Annotated in this window: 18 protein-coding genes; 9 read left to right on the top strand and 9 right to left on the bottom strand. The window is 34.3% G+C overall.

Annotated features, from left to right (window positions below; translation table 11 throughout):
- Positions 1-8: 8 nt before the first annotated feature.
- The 4 genes from ACN0QX_RS00490 to ACN0QX_RS00505 all read right to left on the bottom strand — a co-directional run bounded on the left by ACN0QX_RS00490 (position 9) and on the right by ACN0QX_RS00505 (position 3991).
- Positions 9-647, bottom strand: a complete 639-nt coding sequence (locus tag ACN0QX_RS00490; RefSeq protein ID WP_248399440.1) for a DUF937 domain-containing protein — start codon at positions 645-647, stop codon at positions 9-11.
- A 53-nt stretch (positions 648-700) separates the two neighbouring features.
- Positions 701-1663, bottom strand: a complete 963-nt coding sequence (locus ACN0QX_RS00495) for a D-2-hydroxyacid dehydrogenase (RefSeq protein WP_248399442.1) — start codon at positions 1661-1663, stop codon at positions 701-703.
- A 72-nt stretch (positions 1664-1735) separates the two neighbouring features.
- Entirely contained in the window at positions 1736-2797 is a 1062-nt protein-coding gene (gene serC / locus ACN0QX_RS00500) for a 3-phosphoserine/phosphohydroxythreonine transaminase (RefSeq protein WP_248399444.1), read from the bottom strand.
- 132 nt (positions 2798-2929) lie between these two features.
- Positions 2930-3991, bottom strand: a complete 1062-nt coding sequence (locus tag ACN0QX_RS00505; protein WP_417195030.1) for an acyl-CoA reductase — start codon at positions 3989-3991, stop codon at positions 2930-2932.
- Between the two features lie 168 nt (positions 3992-4159).
- On the opposite strand from ACN0QX_RS00505, the gene ACN0QX_RS00510 reads away from it, so the two are divergent.
- From ACN0QX_RS00510 to ACN0QX_RS00535, 6 genes are all read left to right on the top strand, one after another.
- Complete coding sequence (locus ACN0QX_RS00510) at positions 4160-4513, top strand: 4Fe-4S dicluster domain-containing protein (RefSeq protein WP_248399448.1); 354 nt, start codon at positions 4160-4162, stop codon at positions 4511-4513.
- A gap of 267 nt (positions 4514-4780) precedes the next feature.
- On the top strand, positions 4781-5875 hold the full coding sequence (gene ychF / locus ACN0QX_RS00515; protein WP_248399450.1) for a redox-regulated ATPase YchF: 1095 nt from the start codon (positions 4781-4783) through the stop codon (positions 5873-5875).
- Between the two features lie 200 nt (positions 5876-6075).
- The gene (locus ACN0QX_RS00520) at positions 6076-6240 is read left to right on the top strand and encodes a hypothetical protein (protein ID WP_417195031.1); all 165 of its coding nucleotides are present in this window, start codon (positions 6076-6078) and stop codon (positions 6238-6240) included.
- Between the two features lie 480 nt (positions 6241-6720).
- Positions 6721-8580: a DNA topoisomerase IV subunit B gene (locus ACN0QX_RS00525; protein WP_417195032.1), complete on the top strand. Its 1860-nt coding sequence runs from the start codon at positions 6721-6723 to the stop codon at positions 8578-8580.
- Positions 8577-9062 carry a hypothetical protein gene (locus ACN0QX_RS00530; RefSeq protein ID WP_248399455.1) on the top strand — a complete coding sequence of 162 codons (486 nt, stop codon included), beginning with the start codon at positions 8577-8579 and terminating at the stop codon, positions 9060-9062. The genes ACN0QX_RS00525 and ACN0QX_RS00530 overlap by 4 nt, the downstream gene beginning before the upstream one ends.
- Positions 9062-11749, top strand: a complete 2688-nt coding sequence (locus ACN0QX_RS00535; RefSeq protein ID WP_417195033.1) for a DNA gyrase/topoisomerase IV subunit A — start codon at positions 9062-9064, stop codon at positions 11747-11749. The genes ACN0QX_RS00530 and ACN0QX_RS00535 overlap by 1 nt, the downstream gene beginning before the upstream one ends.
- Positions 11750-11756: 7 nt before the next feature.
- On the opposite strand, the gene ACN0QX_RS00540 is transcribed toward ACN0QX_RS00535, so the two are convergent.
- The 4 genes from ACN0QX_RS00540 to ACN0QX_RS00555 form a co-directional block, all read right to left on the bottom strand.
- Positions 11757-11915, bottom strand: coding sequence for a hypothetical protein (locus ACN0QX_RS00540; protein ID WP_417195034.1), 159 nt, complete (start codon positions 11913-11915; stop codon positions 11757-11759).
- A gap of 48 nt (positions 11916-11963) precedes the next feature.
- Complete coding sequence (locus ACN0QX_RS00545) at positions 11964-12770, bottom strand: TerC family protein (protein ID WP_417195035.1); 807 nt, start codon at positions 12768-12770, stop codon at positions 11964-11966.
- 1 nt (position 12771) lies between these two features.
- Positions 12772-13140 (bottom strand): DNA topoisomerase IV, encoded by a 369-nt coding sequence (locus ACN0QX_RS00550; RefSeq protein WP_248399463.1) that lies wholly within the window; start codon positions 13138-13140, stop codon positions 12772-12774.
- 88 nt (positions 13141-13228) lie between these two features.
- Positions 13229-13636: a helix-turn-helix domain-containing protein gene (locus tag ACN0QX_RS00555; protein ID WP_376859798.1), complete on the bottom strand. Its 408-nt coding sequence runs from the start codon at positions 13634-13636 to the stop codon at positions 13229-13231.
- A 293-nt stretch (positions 13637-13929) separates the two neighbouring features.
- Here ACN0QX_RS00555 and ACN0QX_RS00560 point away from each other — a divergent pair, with 293 nt between their 5' ends.
- The 3 genes from ACN0QX_RS00560 to ACN0QX_RS00570 all read left to right on the top strand — a co-directional run bounded on the left by ACN0QX_RS00560 (position 13930) and on the right by ACN0QX_RS00570 (position 16205).
- Complete coding sequence (locus ACN0QX_RS00560; protein ID WP_417195036.1) at positions 13930-15069, top strand: M14 family zinc carboxypeptidase; 1140 nt, start codon at positions 13930-13932, stop codon at positions 15067-15069.
- A gap of 64 nt (positions 15070-15133) precedes the next feature.
- A complete protein-coding gene (locus ACN0QX_RS00565; RefSeq protein ID WP_066248062.1) occupies positions 15134-15613 on the top strand; it encodes an Lrp/AsnC family transcriptional regulator in 480 nt (159 codons plus the stop codon).
- A gap of 76 nt (positions 15614-15689) precedes the next feature.
- Entirely contained in the window at positions 15690-16205 is a 516-nt protein-coding gene (locus ACN0QX_RS00570) for a DinB family protein (protein ID WP_248399469.1), read from the top strand.
- Between the two features lie 4 nt (positions 16206-16209).
- Here ACN0QX_RS00570 and aroB read toward each other — a convergent pair whose 3' ends face one another.
- Positions 16210-17268: a 3-dehydroquinate synthase gene (gene aroB / locus ACN0QX_RS00575; RefSeq protein WP_248399471.1), complete on the bottom strand. Its 1059-nt coding sequence runs from the start codon at positions 17266-17268 to the stop codon at positions 16210-16212.
- Positions 17269-17279: the final 11 nt, after the last annotated feature.

Consider the following 17279-nt stretch of genomic DNA (forward strand, 5'->3'; position numbering starts at 1 on the left):
TTGATTTATTATTTTCCAAAAAGGCCACCTAAAATTCCGCCAAGTCCACCTTTCTTTTTACCGCTATTTAAAACCATTCCGGCAACATCATCTATAATACTACCATCGCCATCGGCATCTAAAATAGACTCCAAAAAGCTTTGTTCATTTTCTTTGGAGTTTCCGCTTAACAGACCTCCTAATAATCCTTCAATACCGGACGTGCTATTTACATTTTGCGCTCTAGTTTGTTTTCCTAAAACACCCATCAAAATTGGAGCTGCTACTTTAAGGATTTGGGCTACAGACCCGGCGTCAATTCCAGCTCTGGCACCAATAGCATTTTCTACATTGGCTTTTTTACTACCCAAAACGTGATTTAATATTTTATCACCTTCATGGGTTACGGAATCATCAACTCCACCGGAAAAAAGACTTCCAAGGTTATCAAGAATACTACCGTCATGTTTACTATTATTTAAGGCGCCTAATAATCCTTCAGCACCTTGAGGTGTGGCAGCATTACGTTTCATAGCTTGCATAAGTACTGGTAAAGCCATGGTTAAAACATCTTGTGTTTTACTTTCTGATTGTTTGGATTGTCCGGCAACACCGCTTATTATGGTTTTACCCATATCACTATTTAATAGATCTAATATTCCTGCCATGCTTTTTATATTTTAAAATGTTAGGGTTTCAAGGTAGTAAAAACTTTAAATATTTATTGTTTTTCTGTTTTTAATATACTGATAATCTGCGAGGCAAGTTCGGTTCCAATTCTGTCTTGTGCTTCATTAGTTGCCGCTCCAATATGCGGAGTTAATGATATTCTACCATTCATCAAAACTTGAATGGCTGGTGATGGTTCTTCTTCAAACGTATCTAAACCAGCAAAGGCAACCTTACCAGACTCTAAAGCCTTGACTAAAGCTACTTCATCTACAACGCCGCCTCGAGCCGCATTAATAATTCCAACACCATCTTTCATAATGCTAAATTCTTTCTCACTGATAACATATTCTTTTTGAGCGGGTACATGTAGTGAAATGAAATCAGCTTGTTTTAAAATTTCTGTTGTAGGTTTCGTTTTAATCTCTACATTAATAAATTGACCATTATAAAATTGAACTTTTATTGTAGCTTTACCAACATATTTATCACTAGCAATAACCTTCATGCCAACGCCTAATGCTATTTTAGCAACTTGACGACCAATACGACCAAAACCAATAATACCTAATGTTTTACCACGAAGTTCCACACCTTTAGCGTAGTTTTTCTTTAAGGATTTGAATTGCGAATCACCATCCAATGGCATGTTTCTGTTGGAGTCATGTAAAAAACGCACGCCTCCAAATAAGTGAGCAAACACAAGTTCAGCAACCGAGTGAGATGAAGCATCTGGTGTATTAATGACGTGGACATTTTTACTGCGTGCATATTCTACATCAATATTGTCCATTCCTACACCACCACGACCAATAATTTTTAAAGATGGACAACTATCTATTAAATCCTGACGTACCGTTGTGGCGCTACGAACTAATAATACCGCTATATTATGCTGGTTGATATAATTTGCTAATTGCTCTTGGGCAACTGTGGTTGTTAATACTTCATAACCTGCTTCCTCTAATGCTTCTATACCACTTTGCGAAACACCATCGTTTGCTAATACTTTCATTTAAAACTTGATTTTTGCTCCCAAAAACAAGAGAGCTTATAATTAAACACAATTTGTTATTTTATTTAACTGTTACGCTTTACGTTCCAGTTCACTCATAATATCCACTAAAACACCAACACTATCTAACGGCATGGCATTGTACATAGATGCGCGATATCCTCCAACACTTCTATGACCATTAAGCCCGTTAATACCTTCTTCGTCCAACATGGTTTCAAAAGTTTCTTTTAAGTCTTCGTTGGTCAAATTGAAAGTCGCATTCATTTTGGAACGATCTTCCTTCATAGCATAACCTTTAAATAATGGGTTCAGGTCTATTTCACTATAAATTAATTGTGCTTTTTTGTTGTTTTCTTTTTCAATAGCTGGAATGCCACCTAAATTTTTAAGCCACTCCATAGTTAACATGGATGTATAAACGGCAAAAACGGGCGGTGTGTTAAACATGCTGCTTTTACCAATGTGCACCTTATAATCCATCATTGATGGAATTTTACGAGATACTTTTCCTAAAATATCTTCACGAACCACCACTAATGTTGTTCCCGCAGGACCCATATTTTTTTGAGCACCCGCATATATTAAATCGAATTTGGTGAAATCTAATTGGCGCGAAAAAATATCACTGCTCATATCACAAACCATCGGAATATCACATTCTGGAAAGGATTTCATTTGTGTTCCAAAAATGGTGTTGTTAGATGTGCAATGGAAATAATCATAATCTGTTGGAATATCGTAACCTTTTGGGATGAAGTTGAAGTTGGCATCTTTAGATGAAGCCACTTCGTAAACATCATCGTAAATACGTGCTTCTTGAATAGCTTTATCTGCCCAGGTTCCTGTGTTTAAATAGCCTGCGCGTTTTTCAAGTAGGTTTAAAGCTACCATTAAAAACTGTGTACTAGCACCTCCCTGAAGAAACAAAGCTTTGTAGCCTTTACCTTCTAAACCGAGTAATTCCAAAGCCAAAGCACGTGCCTTTTCCATAACATCCACAAAGGGTTTACTTCTGTGGGAAATTTCGATTAATGATAAACCATTATCAAAATCTAAAATAGCTTCTGATGCTTTAAGCATCACTTCTTTCGGTAAAATGCAAGGTCCTGCACTAAAATTATGTCTTTTCATGGAATAATATAGTTTGTTATTTCCGTGCTTAACCTTCAGTGTTTCTGAAGAAAGTCGGAAATTAATATAATCTGTGATGGCTACAAAGGTGCTAAATTCTCATAAAAAAGCAGGTAATAAATCAATAACTTATCAACTAATTTTTAACAAAAACGAAATGGTATCTACGTTGTCTGCATAATCCCAAAGCTGCGGATTTTGCGTTTGTCCGAAGGAAACTTCAGAATCTACTAAACCGCTAGCAACCACACATTGAATTTTATCAGAATCGGCTTGAAGCTTGTTCTTTAAAGTTTTTGCATCCGAATAGTATTCATAGAAAACCGTAGCAATAGGCGAGGCGTAGCTACTGTCTTCTTTAATCATTAAAAACCCATTTTCTAACATATCAAATTCGCTCATTAAATAAACTGCCTTATTATAATCGTAGTTATTGGCGTATTTATTTTGGTGAATTATAGGGTGCCACTTGTACATAGCCTTAAAGAATTTTTGAAAATCGTAATCTTTAGGCACTAATAATTTTGATACATTTCTACAACCCAAGCCGTAGTATCTAAAAATATCTTCGGAAAGCGCTTCTAATTGCTCTTCCGTTTCATCACCTGAAAGAACAGCTAAAGAATTTCTGTTTTTACGAATAATTGACGGTTTTCCTTTGAAATAATATTCAAAATATCGAGCTGTATTATTGCTTCCAGTAGCGATTACGGCTTCAAAATTATCGAGCTTATCTGCAGTAAACCTAATTTTTCCTTTAAATTCTGGCTCTACCGTTTCAAGATATTTAGCTAAAAAAGGTAATAGATGTTTGTCATTAGTAGATTGTTTTACAACCACGTGATGTCCGGAAATTAAAACCGATAAAAAATCGTGAAAACCTACTAAAGGGATATTTCCAGCCATTATAATTGCGACCTTTTTAGGATTAACATTGTTAAAGTTATAGTTGTTAAGCCATTGGGTAATATTGCTTTCAGTCAGTGATTTAGACCAGCCATTAAAAGAGAAAATAAGATTCTCTCTAGTAAACCAGGCATTATGTTCTTGAGCAATTTTTATTTGATGTTTAAAGCCGTCAAAAAACAAATTGTTATGTAAAACTGCGTTGTTTTCTTCAAAGGGATCGGTAGAAAATTGTTTAAGAAATTTCCCTAATTCAACAAACGCGTTAATTCTTTGTCGTAAATCCATGTATGATTTGGTTATGAATGGTTTTGGCTTTATTTTTGCAACTGCAAATTTACATAAAGCAAGTGAGCAACAAAAGGTTTTAATTCTGATAATCTGGATTAATTATTGGAAATTCAAAAGAAACCTTTATTAAAAATTATATCGAAAGATTAAAAAATATAGAAAACAATGGCAATTATAATAACAGACGAATGTATTAATTGTGGTGCCTGTGAGCCAGAATGTCCAAACACCGCTATTTATGAAGGTGCTGATGATTGGCGCTATAAAGATGGCACCAGCTTAAACGGAAAGGTGGTTTTACCAAACGGTAAAGAGGTAGATGCTGAAGAAGCCCAAGAGCCAATAAGTGATGAAATTTACTACATAGTTCCTGATAAATGTACCGAATGTCAAGGTTTTCATGAAGAACCACAATGTGCGGCTGTTTGTCCTGTAGACTGTTGTGTGCCTGATGATGCACATGTTGAAACGGAAGAGGAATTAAACGCTAAGCAGCGTTTTATGCATCCAGATGCGTAAATTGGAATTAAGAATTAAGAATTAAGAATTAAGAATTGGGTAAGCCCTTTCGTAATAAAGACCTCCAGCTTAAGCTGGAGGTTTTATATTTTTATGGGTTTTATAAAGCATAAACACATTATTATTAAGGTCTTTAACAATTTCTAAAAACCATATTCAAACTATTCAAGTAATTAGTTACCTTTGCGGCTGCTTAACGAAACGTGAAAGCAGTAAAAATAAGTACAACTTTAAAAAGAGATTCCTGCTTTCGCAGGAATATGAGATATGAAAGCAGGCATCGTAGGATTACCAAACGTAGGAAAATCAACATTATTTAATTGTTTATCAAATGCCAAAGCGCAAAGTGCTAACTTTCCGTTTTGTACCATAGAACCTAATATTGGTGTGGTTAATGTACCAGATCCAAGACTTGAAAAATTGGAGTCCTTGGTGAATCCGGAACGTGTTTTACCTGCAACAGTTGAAATTGTTGATATTGCTGGTTTGGTAAAAGGCGCGAGTAAAGGTGAGGGTCTTGGCAATCAATTCCTAGCTAATATTCGAGAAACAGACGCTATTTTACATGTATTACGCTGTTTTGATAATGATAATATTGTTCATGTGGATGGTAACGTGAATCCTATTCGTGATAAAGAAACCATTGATATGGAATTGCAGCTGAAAGATTTAGAAACAGTTGAGAAAAAACTGGAAAAGGTGAAGCGAGCTGCCAAAACCGGAAATAAAGAGGCGCAGAAAGAAGAAGCGGTTTTACTTAAAATAAAAGCCGGTTTGGAAGCTGGTATTTCAGTCCGTGCTTTGGAATTCTCGGAAGAAGAAGATATCGATTTTGTAAAACCAAGTCAATTTATTACGGATAAACCTGTGATGTATGTTTGTAATGTGGATGAAGATTCCGCAAATTCAGGTAATGCTTATGTTGATAAGGTTCGTGAAGCCGTTAAAGATGAAAATGCTGAAGTTTTAGTTTTAGCAGTAGGAACAGAAGCTGATATTAATGAATTAGACGATTACGAGGAGCGTCAGATGTTTTTAGCTGATATTGGTTTAGAAGAGCCAGGTTCTGCTAAATTAATTCGTTCGGCTTATAAATTATTAAATTTACAAACCTATTTTACTGCAGGTGTTAAAGAAGTGCGCGCTTGGACTGTAGAAGTTGGAGCAACAGCGCCTCAAGCGGCTGGTGTTATTCATACTGATTTTGAAAAAGGCTTTATCCGCGCTGAAGTTATTGCGTATGATGATTATGTACAATTTGGTAGCGAAGCAAAAGTAAAAGAAGCTGGTAAAATGCGCGTGGAAGGAAAAAACTATATCGTAAAAGATGGTGATGTCATGCACTTCTTGTTTAATGTATAATTCGTTACAAGGTTATTCAAATTAGGTTAATTATGAAAGTGTGAATATTTTTATAAGCCTTTAATAATTATTGCCTAATAGAGTGTATAAGTCATTGGTTTTTTGTAAATAGTAGTTTATTAATTAGGGCATTCATTGAACGAAATTAGAAGGCGCTTCATAAAAAAAGTGTATTTTTAGGTATAAAATCAAAAATAATTATGGGCAAGAAACTATTAATTTTTATTGTAATTGCTATTGTAGCATTTGTTGTTTTAGTTTATGTATTTAAATTTGTGCTTGTAACAGCTTTAATAATTTCCGGGGTTATCGTTATTGCTCCACTGCTTTATTTTGCTTTTTTGGCGGGAAAATCTCAAGATTGATTCTCACTTGTAAAAATTAAATTCTTAAATATATCGGCAATAAGGATTTTATTGTAAAACTATTTTAAATTTACAATAAATGAATAAAACCTATACTTCCATTAATTGTAACGAAAATTTTGTGATAATTTGTTATTTATAACCATGGGTAACAAATCTTGGGTTAATAAAAGCCCCATTTTAGGGTTCATTTTTTTATTTTAGAAACGCGTAATAAATAGTGTGAATTATACCTAGTTCACTTATTAAATAAACCGTCATCTGTTTCTAACAGGTTGTTATTTATTGATAAGTTTTAAGCGATTTGTTATCCATTACCCGTAAAAAACAAAAAATTACTTGAGAAATCATCTAGTCTTATATTAGGGGATAATGTTCTCAACAACAAGCCATTTTTATTGTTAATTACTTTACAAAATAGGGGTTTCATTTTTTCATACGAAACCTTATATTAGCGTCATATCCAAAATTACCCTATTTATGTCTCAAGAAACCAAATATACCGAAGATAATATCCGTTCTCTGGATTGGAAAGAGCATATCCGAATGCGTCCTGGAATGTATATTGGTAAATTGGGTGATGGGTCTTCCGCTGATGATGGTATTTATATTCTGATTAAAGAGGTTTTAGATAACTCCATTGATGAGTATGTCATGGGAGCAGGAAAAACCATCGAAATATCTATTCACGGAAATAAAGTAACGGTGCGCGACTACGGTCGTGGTATTCCATTAGGTAAAGTGGTAGATGTGGTTTCCAAAATGAACACCGGTGGAAAATACGATAGTAAAGCCTTTAAAAAATCGGTTGGATTAAACGGTGTTGGTACGAAGGCTGTCAATGCGCTTTCCAGTTATTTTAGAGTCGAATCGACTCGAGATAACAAATCCGCATCAGCTGAATTTGAACAAGGAAATCTGACAAATCAAGAACTACTTGATGATACATCCCGCCGAAAAGGAACTAAAGTATCGTTTGTTCCAGACGAAACCATTTTTAAGAATTATAAGTATCGTAATGAGTATATCATTAAAATGCTTAAAAACTATGTGTACCTGAATATTGGTTTAACCATAGTTTTTAATGGTGAAAAATATTTTAGTGAAAATGGTTTGAAGGACTTGCTTATGGAAAATTCCAATGCAAACGATTTGCTGTATCCCATTATTCACTTAAAAGGCGATGATATTGAAGTTGCGTTAACGCATAGTAAAACACAATATAGCGAAGAGTATTATTCATTCGTAAACGGACAAAACACCACGCAGGGAGGTACCCATTTATCGGCTTTTCGTGAAGCTTTAGTAAAAACCTTTCGTGAATTTTACAATAAGAATTTTGATGCATCAGATGTGCGGAAATCTGTGGTTTCTGCTATTTCCATTAAAGTCATGGAACCCGTTTTTGAAAGTCAAACGAAAACCAAATTAGGATCGACAGATATGGGTGGCGACTTGCCAACGGTAAGAACCTATATCAACGATTTCGTTAAAACCAATCTAGACAACTTTCTACATAAAAACCCTGAAACTGCAGATAAGATTCTGCGTAAAATCCTTCAAGCTGAACGTGAGCGTAAGGAATTATCCGGAATCCGGAAATTAGCAAAAGATCGTGCTAAAAAAGCGAGTCTTCACAATAAAAAATTGCGTGATTGCCGTGTTCATTTTGGAGATACTAAAAACGAACGTAATTTAGAAACAACCTTGTTTATTACAGAGGGAGATTCAGCTTCTGGAAGTATAACAAAATCACGTGATGTAAATACACAAGCCGTTTTCAGCTTAAAAGGAAAACCGCTAAACTGTTATGGTTTAACAAAGAAAATTGTTTACGAGAATGAAGAATTTAACTTGCTTCAAGCTGCTTTAAATATTGAAGAGTCTCTGGAAGATTTGCGCTATAATAATGTGGTTATTGCTACCGATGCCGATGTGGATGGTATGCACATTCGGTTATTATTGATTACATTTTTCCTTCAGTTTTTCCCAGAATTGATAAAAGACGGACATTTATACATCTTGCAAACGCCATTGTTTCGTGTTCGTAATAAGAAAAAAACCATTTATTGTTATTCAGAGGAAGAGCGCCAAAATGCCATAGAAGAATTGAAACCAAAACCAGAAATAACCCGATTTAAAGGTCTTGGTGAAATTTCGCCTGATGAATTTCAGCATTTTATCGGAGCGGATATTCGTTTGGATCCTGTTATGTTGGATGATAATATGTCTATTGAAGATTTGTTAAGTTTCTATATGGGCAAAAACACACCAGATCGTCAGGAATTCATTATAAATAATCTTAAAGTAGAACTTGACATTGTGGAGGAGGTTAAATGAGAACGAGTAATGAAAAGGTAAAAAACGTCATTATTTCAGTATATTTTATACTGATAGTTCTTGCTGTGCTTTGGTTAACCATTTTTAGAGCGTTCAGTGAAATTGACAATAACCCCATTGTAGCATTTTTTGTGATTTTTTTAATCTTCATAGCCTTATTTTTAACCGTACATTTTATATCCAAGTATTTTGAATATGACAGCGACGGCTTGAAAGTTACCGTTACCAACAAAGGTTTGCTGCTGTCTGATTATTTAAATTATCGTGAACATACCGTAGAATTTGATAAATCCAGACTATCAGGATTTAAAATTAATAACTACATCATCTACAAGGAATTGGTGCTGTTTATCGATAGCAAAAATGGCCAACATGTTAAAAAAGAGCGTTTTAATATTACGCTAGTAGCTAAAAAGAAACGGAAGTATATGAAGCAGTCATTGCGGAAAATGGTAAAACAAAATAGAAAAGAGCAGAGTTAATGAGCGACGACATCAACGATAACCTACCTGAACCAGAAGAAACTAAAGAAACCATTACCAGAATTACTGGTATGTATAAAGATTGGTTTTTAGATTATGCATCCTACGTGATTCTTGAACGTGCGGTTCCCGCAATTGAAGATGGCTTTAAGCCCGTTCAAAGGCGTATTATGCATTCCATGAAGGATTTAGATGATGGTCGTTATAATAAAGTGGCCAACATTGTGGGACATACCATGCAGTATCATCCGCATGGAGACGCTAGTATTGCTGATGCGATGGTGCAAATTGGTCAGAAAGATTTGCTGATTGATACACAGGGAAACTGGGGAAATATTTTAACTGGTGATAGTGCTGCAGCGTCGCGATATATTGAAGCACGTATTTCTAAATTTGGCTTGGATGTTGTTTTCAATCCTAAAATCACCGAGTGGCAGGCTAGTTATGATGGTCGTCGAAAAGAACCCGTAAATCTTCCGGTTATGTTCCCGCTTTTATTAGCACAAGGAGGCGAAGGGATTGCTGTTGGTTTATCCACAAAAATATTACCACATAACTTTATCGAATTAATTGATGCCTCGGTTAAACACTTAAACGGTAAACGTTTTACCATTTATCCAGATTTTCCTACGGCTGGAATTGCGGATGTTTCGGATTATAAAGACGGACTTCGAGGTGGAAAAGTACGCGTGCGTGCCAGAATTTCACAATACGATAAGAATACCTTGGTGATTACTGAAATTCCGTTTGGAACCAATACATCATCCTTAATCGATTCTATTTTGAAAGCCAATGATAAAGGTAAAATCAAAATCAAGAAAATTGAAGATAATACAGCTGCCAACGTAGAGATTTTAGTGCATTTGCCAGGAGGTATTTCCCCAGATAAAACCATTGACGCGCTATACGCATTTACAAACTGTGAGACGTCTATTTCGCCTTTAGGATGTGTTATTGAAGATAATAAACCACTCTTTATTGGTGTTTCTGAAATGTTGCGTCGTTCAACAGATAATACAGTTCAGCTTTTAAAAAGCGAATTAGAAATTCGTTTGGGTGAATTTGAAGAACAATGGCATTTTGCATCCTTAGAGCGTATTTTTATTGAAAATCGTATATATCGTGATATTGAAGAAGAAGAAACCTGGGAAGGTGTTATACAGGCTATTGATAAAGGGTTACAACCGCATATAAAACATTTAAAACGCGCAATCACGGAAGAAGATATTGTGCGTTTAACAGAAATTCGAATCAAACGTATTTCTAAATTTGATATTGATAAAGCCCAACAAAAAATTGATGCTTTAGAAGATCAAATAGCCGAAGTGAAGCATCATTTAGCAAATTTAATTGCCTATGCTATTACTTATTTTGAGCGTCTAAAAAAAGAATATGGTGCAGGCAAAGAACGTAAAACGGAAATTCGTGCCTTTGAAGATGTTGATGCTACAAAAGTCGTTATCAGAAACACGAAACTATACGTAAATAGGGAAGAAGGTTTTATTGGAACGTCTCTTAAAAAAGACGAGTATGTTGGCGATTGTAGTGACATTGATGACATTATTGTTTTTACTAATGACGGTAAAATGATGGTGACCAAAGTGGATGCTAAAACCTTTATTGGTAAAGACATTATTCATGTAGCTGTTTTCAAGAAGAAGGACAAACGTACTATTTACAATATGATGTATCGGGATGGTAAAACAGGTCCAACCTATGTGAAACGTTTTGCGGTAACCTCTATGACACGTGACAAGGAATACGATATGACCAACGGCTCAAAAAACTCCAAACTTTGGTATTTTTCAGCCAATCCAAATGGTGAAGCCGAAGTCGTAACCGTTTCGTTGCGCCAAGTAGGAAGTATTAAAAAGCTAAAATGGGATGTGGACTTTGCTGATATTATTATAAAAGGTCGCAGTTCTAAAGGGAATGTTGTTACCAAACACGCCATTAAAAAAGTGGAACTCAAAGAGAAAGGTGTTTCTACTTTAAAACCGCGAAAAATCTGGTTTGATGATACGGTTAGACGTTTAAATGTGGATGGTCGTGGTGATTTGGTTGGCGAATTTAGAGGGGAAGACCGCATTTTAATAATCAGACAATCTGGATTAATAAAAACCATTGTTCCAGAAGTAACAACTCATTTTGATGATGATATGATTGTTATGGAAAAATGGATTCCTAAAAAACCAATATCTGCAATTTATTTTGACGGTGAAAAAGAACGCTATTATGTGAAGCGCTTTTTAGTTGAAAATGAAAGTCGGGAGGAATTATTTATTTCAGAACATGAAAATTCGCAATTAGAAATTGTTTCAACAGACTGGAAACCCATGGCGCAAGTGGAATTCACCAAAGAACGCGGTAAAGACCGGAAAGATAACATGGAAGTGAATTTGGATGAGTTTATTGCTGTTAAAGGTATTTCGGCTTTAGGAAATCAATTAACCAAGGATAAAGTAAAACAAATTGATTTGATGGAACCTTTGCCGTATGAAGCTCCAGAGAATATTCCAGCCGAAGAGCTAGATGTTATAGATGAAACAGAAGTAAAATCGGGTGATTCAGATAAAGAGTCGAAGCCTGAAAGAACTAAAGAAATCAATGATTCCAAAAATGATGACGATGATACGGATTCAAATTCAGGAAGTATAGATGATAAAGGTCAAGCTACCCTATTTTAAAAAGTAATTAATCTCTAAAATATGAGGCGGCAGCAATTAGAAAAGCTAAAATACCTCCAATTATACATGCGTAGTAAAGCATAGGTGTGTTTTCCTTAAAGAAAATTGAAGTTAAAATTAAACCTGAAGATATAAGGTATAAAACTTTTGGGCTTACTTTTTTCATGTTATTATATTTTAATATCACTTGGTTTAAATTAATAATTCAATGTCATTAATTTAAATGGTCCTTTTTCTGTCGCTTTTTAGCAATTCTATAGTTTAAAAATTCTACAAATAAAGAGAAGGCTATAGCAAAATACAGATAGCCTTTTGGTATGGCTCCAACCGTTTTTCCAAATAATTCAGTGTGCGATAAATGCGCCGCTTCCGTAATTAGCATAAACCCAATTAAAATTAAAAAAGCCAAACCAAGCAATTGCACACTTGGATGTGTATCAATAAATTTACGAATAGGGTTAGCAAAACCTATCATAATACCAATGGATATAACAACTGCTATTATCATTAATACTAAATTGTAATTGTGGTTTTCGTGCAAACCATTCGTCATACCAACGGCTGTTAAGATGGAATCTATAGAGAAAATAAAATCTATAATTAATATTTGAACAATAGCTTGATTTAAAGTCGTAATTTTTATGCCCTTAACACCAGCTTCATCATGTCCCGGATCTTCTACCTTTTCACGAATTTCAGAGGTGCTTTTATAAATTAAAAACAAACCTCCTACAAACAGGATTATGGCTTGCCAGCTTATCCCTACATGCAGCCAATCCGTATCTATCGTGTAAAATGGTTTGGATAATCCTATTAAGAAACTAACAAAAAACAATAGGATAATCCGTTGAGCCATAGCTAATAGCAAGCCTATATTTGTAGCTTTGGCACGTTGATCTTCAGGAAGCTTATTGGCGGCAATGGATATAAAAACGATATTATCAATACCTAAAATAATTTCTAGGAACGTTAAGGTAAGTAATGCCATGATGGCATCAGTCGTAAATAGGAAGTCTAACATATTAATCTATGCGTTTAGCGGTTCCTTTTTGTTTTATTTTTTCACCCACATACGAGTATTCAAAGTTGTAAGTTGAATCTGTTGTGGTTAATATTTTTAAATGAATATCCTTGCGCTCTTGCATGTTTTTAGGATTTATGGTTCTAAAAACAACCTCACAATCGTTAATCCAACGAACCGTTGTGGAATCTACGTGACCTTTATACGTTTCTACTTGTAAGTCTTTGGTTCTAGTGAACACCGAGTGATAGGTAGAGTCATTTATCGTTATACTACTCGTATATGTCCCAGTTTGATAATCTACACATTGTCTTTCCACTTGATAACAACTCATAAAAAGCACTAAAAAGACACATAAAAGGAGTTTCATAATTCAAATTTTAAACAAAATTAAGAAACATTATGATATTGCCATAGGTCTCAAGAGTGAATTATTTTAAAACTGATAAAAACTTTTCCTAATTATTGAAATTCTGAAATGTTCCGTCCTTATAAAAAATTACAATTCTATCTATTTCTTTATTGCTATTTGAAGGACGTGTTTTGAGCTCTTCTGAAATTTGGTTACTTGGTATTTCTGAATTTTTATTTGATGCTAAATTTGACGATGGCGTTGGAGTCTCCAGAATTTTTGTTTCCGATTTTGGAAATGTGCCTTTACCATTTAATAACCAATACAACTCTACATCGGGAAAAGCTTCTAAAACTTTCATAACAAAATCTAGACTTGGCTTATTTCTTCCAGATAAAATATGAGAAATACTTGAGCGTTGAACACCTACTTTTTCAGCGAAAGAGGAGGCCGTTTCATCATAAAATTTAATGACTTTTTCTAGACGTTTTGAAAATTCCGGACTGTTTATCATTGTAAACTGTTACTAAAGTGAATTGCTTTTACAAATGTAAATATTATTGGTAATAATCACACTATAATTCTAATAATATTAACTTAAATGGTAACTTAAAGCTTTAAATAAAGGTATTTAATTAACTGAAATAGAGTTAATTAAATAGTAAATTTATAAAAACATTATTTCAGTGTTAATGCTAACGGTATTTTAGAGTACGTCTGTATACAATTCTAAACAATTCTATATAATTCCTTGTTTACAATTGTAAATTAGTATTTGTTTACCTTTGTAACATATCAAATTTACATATGTATCCAAGCGCTTTAGACACGACGTTAAATCCTTTTCAAGAACTTCGATTATCGGGTCGGTATATTACCAATTCCATGATAGAACCACTGTTGAAAATACTACCCAAAAATGTTACAGTTTCCGTTGAAGGATTGTCGGTTGAAAAACGATCTATCTATTCTATTAAATTAGGAACTGGACAAAAACGCATAATGCTTTGGTCGCAAATGCACGGAAATGAAACCACAACCACCAAAGCTCTTTTTGATGTTTTAAATACGTTTAAAACACAAAACTCTATTTTAGACGCTTGCACCATATTAATTATTCCTATTTTAAATCCTGATGGCGCAGAAGTCTATACGCGATTAAATGCTAATAATGTGGATTTAAATCGCGATGCGCAGAACTTATCCCAACCGGAAAGTAGAGTTTTACGTGATTGTTTTAATCGGTTTAAGCCAAACTTCTGTTTCAATTTACATGGACAACGAACTATTTTTAGTGTGGATAACACATCACAATCTGCTACGGTATCATTCCTGTCTCCAGCAGAAGATGCAGAACGTACGCTTACTAATACACGTAAAATAGCCATGGAACTAATTGCAGTAATGCAGACGGATTTGCAAAAATACATTCCAAACCAGGTGGCATTGTATGATGATGGATTTAATCATAACTGCGTGGGTGATACATTTCAAAGTTTAGGTGTTCCCACCGTTTTGTTTGAAGCTGGTCATTATTCAAACGATTATAATCGGGAAATAACCCGTGCTTTTATATATAAATCATTAATGGTGGCTTTAGATACTATTTCTAAACGTGAACTAACGGGTGAAGGTTATCAGGACTATCTAAAAATCCCGGAAAACGGGACGTGTTTTTTGGATATCATTATTCGAAATGTGTTACACCAAAATAAACCTATAGATGTTGGTGTCCAGTATCAGGAAATGTTAATAAACAATACGATCCAGTTTGTACCTAAAATAGAGAAACTGGAACCGCTTGATGGTTATTTTGGTCACAGAGAGTTGGATGCAAAAGGGGCTAAAGTTTTAGATTTCAATCATTCACCGTTGCAAGTTGGAAACGAAATTGATAGCGTATGGTTAAATAATGAAAACTATTCATTATTAGTGGCTAAAACTTGATATTTGGTAGATATAATTTAAAATTAATGTCTTATTTTTGCTTTTTATTTAAAGAAATTAAAAAATGGCAAAATTTAAATTAGACGATATAGATCATCAGATCCTTGAAATGTTAATTGATAACACACGTGTTCCTTTTACAGATATAGCAAAAAAATTAGTTATTTCTGCAGGAACAGTACATGTTCGTGTTAAAAAAATGGAGGAAGCTGGAATAATTAAGGGTTCATCGCTTACCTTGGATTATAAAAAGCTAGGTTATGCATTTATTGCGTATGTTGGTGTATTTCTTCAAAAAACCTCACAAACCAAATTTGTTTTGGAGCGTATAAATGAAATTCCTTATGTTACGGTTGCTCATATTACAACAGGTAAATTTAATGTGTTTTGCAAAATACGTGCTAAAAACACGGAGCATGCCAAAGAGGTTATTTTTATGATTGACGATATTGAAGGGGTTTATAGAACAGAAACCATGATATCATTGGAAGAAAGCTTAAACGATAAGAAACGCTTAATGCATTCTATTTTTAATAATATGTAGGCTTTTTGTATATAATTAAAAACTCAAAGCGCTTCTTATTAGAAGCGCTTTTTTTAGTACTTTTAAATAAAAATTTATGTTCGTAAAAGAAATACCAGATTCGGAATATGCATCATTTTATGCCAATTATATTAAAAAAGGTGGTGAATTAAGTTTGTTAGTTGGTTTGGAGTATGGTATGGCAGCCACCAAAGCGTTTTTTGAATCTATTCCGGAGAACAAGCTTGAATATCGTTACGCTGAAGGTAAGTGGACTGTTAAAGAAATTTTACAACACCTCATAGATACCGAACATGTTTTTGTATATCGTGCCTTGCGTTTTGCGCGCCAAGATAAAACACCCTTACCAGGGTTTGAACAAGATGATTATGTGTTAGCAAGCGTGGCAAACAGGCGAACTCGAGCGCAATTACTAAACGATTATTTAGATTTACGCGAATCAACTATTGCCTTGTTTAGTAGTTTTTCAAAAAAAATGTTAGAGCAAATAGGCGTTGCTAGCAACGCAGAAATGTCTGTTAGGGCTATAGGATTCGTGCTAATAGGTCATGAAAAGCATCATATAGACATTATTAAAGAACGTTATTTATAGCGGTTTAAGCTCTGTAATACTCAAAAGCATCCACAATAATAGCATTGCTAACTAAACAATTAATTTTTGTTTTCCCCATATCTTCAAGGAGTACAAAATTAATGTTACCGTGTTCGTTTTTCTTATCGTATTTAAGGAGTTCAATTATGGCTTCATAATCGGAGGGAAGGACTGTAACTTCGCCAAAAATAGTCTTTATTACCGTTTTTATTTTATCATTCTCTACTTTGGAAAAGCCTGTTAATTCTGTTGAAATATAATTGGCCAATACCATACCAATTGCAACCGCCTCACCATGTAAAAGCGCTTCTTTTTCTGGGTGACTTAAAAAATAGGATTCGATGGCATGTCCCAAAGTGTGACCATAATTCAGGGTTTTGCGTAAGTTTTCTTCCAGCGGATCTTGGGTAACTATTTCATTTTTAATGATAACGGATTCGTAAATTAAATCATTATAATTTAAGCGGTCTGTGGTTGTAAATTTATTCCAATAGTCGCGACTATAGATCAACCCGTGCTTTAACATTTCAGCCAAACCAGAACGCATTTGGTTTTCTGGTAAAGTTTCTAAAAAACTAGTGTCAATTAACACCATTTCACCAGAATTAATAACACCAATTTGATTTTTAAGATGTCCTAAATCTACACCTGTTTTACCACCTACGGAAGCATCTACCATGGCTAATAAAGAGGTTGGTACATTTATATAATGAATACCACGCTTAAAGGTAGAGGCAACAAAACCTCCTAAATCGGTAACAACACCGCCACCTAAATTAATAATAAGGCTTTTGCGGTCGGCACCCAATTCAGAAAGTACATTCCAAACCCCAACGCAAGTTTCAATAGTTTTGTGTTCCTCACCAGATTCAATCTCTATAATTTCTATGGTACATGTCGTTTCTACCTGTTGTAAAAACTTAGTTAAACAGAAATTATGTGTGTTTTCATCAACTAAAATGAAAATTAGTGAATAATTGGTTTGCTTTAAATGGGTGTTTAAAGCTATATAACAATTTGAATTAAAGTGAATTGGGTATGTTTCGGTGTGTATAGATTTCATAAAAAATAATG

Source organism: Bizionia sp. (genome assembly GCF_048259285.1).
Lineage (GTDB): Bacteria > Bacteroidota > Bacteroidia > Flavobacteriales > Flavobacteriaceae > Algorimicrobium > Algorimicrobium hallyeonense.